This window comes from Bacillus sp. FSL R5-0585, assembly GCF_038004545.1.
Classification (GTDB): Bacteria; Bacillota; Bacilli; order Bacillales; family Bacillaceae_G; genus Bacillus_A; species Bacillus_A cereus.
The window spans coordinates 4,040,001-4,042,500 of record NZ_JBBORJ010000001.1 but is presented as its reverse complement, the minus strand read 5'-3'; the positions used below and the strand labels follow the sequence as shown (position 1 = coordinate 4,042,500).

Here is a 2,500-nt window from a genome sequence, read left to right as displayed (position 1 = left end):
GGGGTGCTTTCTTAACGGAAAGCCGCAGTGAATAGGCCCAAGCGACTGTTTAGCAAAAACACAGCTCTCTGCGAAGCCGTAAGGCGAAGTATAGGGGGTGACACCTGCCCGGTGCTGGAAGGTTAAGGAGAGGGGTTAGCGTAAGCGAAGCTCTGAACTGAAGCCCCAGTAAACGGCGGCCGTAACTATAACGGTCCTAAGGTAGCGAAATTCCTTGTCGGGTAAGTTCCGACCCGCACGAAAGGTGTAACGATTTGGGCACTGTCTCAACCAGAGACTCGGTGAAATTATAGTACCTGTGAAGATGCAGGTTACCCGCGACAGGACGGAAAGACCCCGTGGAGCTTTACTGTAGCCTGATATTGAATTTTGGTACAGTTTGTACAGGATAGGCGGGAGCCATTGAAACCGGAGCGCTAGCTTCGGTGGAGGCGCTGGTGGGATACCGCCCTGACTGTATTGAAATTCTAACCTACGGGTCTTATCGACCCGGGAGACAGTGTCAGGTGGGCAGTTTGACTGGGGCGGTCGCCTCCTAAAGTGTAACGGAGGCGCCCAAAGGTTCCCTCAGAATGGTTGGAAATCATTCGTAGAGTGCAAAGGCATAAGGGAGCTTGACTGCGAGACCTACAAGTCGAGCAGGGACGAAAGTCGGGCTTAGTGATCCGGTGGTTCCGCATGGAAGGGCCATCGCTCAACGGATAAAAGCTACCCCGGGGATAACAGGCTTATCTCCCCCAAGAGTCCACATCGACGGGGAGGTTTGGCACCTCGATGTCGGCTCATCGCATCCTGGGGCTGTAGTCGGTCCCAAGGGTTGGGCTGTTCGCCCATTAAAGCGGTACGCGAGCTGGGTTCAGAACGTCGTGAGACAGTTCGGTCCCTATCCGTCGTGGGCGTAGGAAATTTGAGAGGAGCTGTCCTTAGTACGAGAGGACCGGGATGGACGCACCGCTGGTGTACCAGTTGTTCTGCCAAGGGCATAGCTGGGTAGCTATGTGCGGAAGGGATAAGTGCTGAAAGCATCTAAGCATGAAGCCCCCCTCAAGATGAGATTTCCCATAGCGTAAGCTAGTAAGATCCCTGAAAGATGATCAGGTTGATAGGTTCGAGGTGGAAGCATGGTGACATGTGGAGCTGACGAATACTAATAGATCGAGGACTTAACCATATAATATGTAGCAAATGTTATCTAGTTTTGAAGGAATATGCCTTCAATAGTTTGGTGATGATGGCAGAGAGGTCACACCCGTTCCCATACCGAACACGGAAGTTAAGCTCTCTAGCGCCGATGGTAGTTGGGACCTTGTCCCTGTGAGAGTAGGACGTCGCCAAGCACCTTTAAGACGAGTCAGAATGACTCGTCTTTTTTGTGTTTTATAACTTCTTTTTAAAGCTAAATATTTTGAAGTGCTTCTCGCTTTTTAAAAAGGTTTTTGAGTACGTAGCTATATAAGTTTTATTCAATTTCTTTCGTGATTCTTTATATGTAATTTAAGATTTTCTATTTTATTTCTTAAAGATAGGATTCATCAGTGTGTTAAAATAGTACAGTTGTTTTTGATGTACTTTAATATAAGAAGATTTAAGTTAGAAAAGGAGATAATATGAAAAAGATAAGTATAATTACTATAGTAGTCTTAGTCCTTCTAGTAATCGTGTATATGTTAGTTGGGAATTATTTTTATAACTACGCGTTAAATGCGAAACAAGAAAAAGAATTTTTGCAAGATAATCCTCATTTAGTAGAAACGGTAAATGCGTCGGGAGATGTATTGGCTGCAAATGAAGAAAAGAATGCAAACTTCGTATCGAAGTATAAACCTAACACATTAACTATACGTTCTTTCGATAAATTAAATTTAAAAGGTTATGAATATATGAATGAACCATCCAGTCATAAATGGGCAATTGTAGTTCATGGATACAATGGTAGAGCATCAGAAATGACGAAATATGTTCGTAACTTTTATGAACAAGGCTATAATGTCATAGCACCAGACCTTCGTGGACACGGAAATAGTGAAGGGGATTATGTTGGTATGGGCTGGCATGATCGTAAAGATGTGTTAATTTGGATTCAACAAATCTTGAAGAAAGACCCTAATGCTGAAATAGCTCTATTTGGTGTTTCAATGGGCGGGGCAACTGTAATGATGACTTCAGGAGAAGATTTACCTTCTAATGTTAAAGTTATTATTGAAGATTGTGGATATTCAACTGTTATTGATGAATTTACTTATCAACTAAAAGATTTATTCCACTTACCAAAGTTTCCTGTTATGAATGCGGCAAATACGGTTACTAAATTAAGAGCTGGTTACGATTTAGAAGAGGCTTCAGCTGTAAAACAAGTAGCGAAAAGTAAAACACCTATGCTGTTCATTCATGGGGATGCTGATACATTCGTTCCTTTTGAAATGTTAGATGAAGTATATAATGCTGCAAAAGTAGAAAAAGAGAAATTAATTGTTCCAGGTGCTGGACATGGAGAAGCGGA

1 protein-coding gene and 2 rRNA genes (2 of these 3 only partly in view) are annotated in these 2,500 nt (G+C 43.2%); all 3 read left to right on the top strand.

The genetic code is table 11. From position 1 onward, the window contains the following. Positions 1-1,171 (top strand): 23S ribosomal RNA (locus MKY38_RS20770); it begins 1,751 nt to the left of the window's first position. A gap of 50 nt (positions 1,172-1,221) precedes the next feature. Then, positions 1,222-1,337: ribosomal RNA gene (gene rrf / locus MKY38_RS20765) — 5S ribosomal RNA — on the top strand. 270 nt (positions 1,338-1,607) lie between these two features. Next, positions 1,608-2,500 carry the 5' portion of an alpha/beta hydrolase gene (locus tag MKY38_RS20760; protein ID WP_000723974.1) on the top strand. Its footprint extends 67 nt past the window's final position, so 893 of the gene's 960 nt are visible here — the first part of the coding sequence; it begins with the start codon at positions 1,608-1,610; its stop codon lies beyond the right edge, outside the window.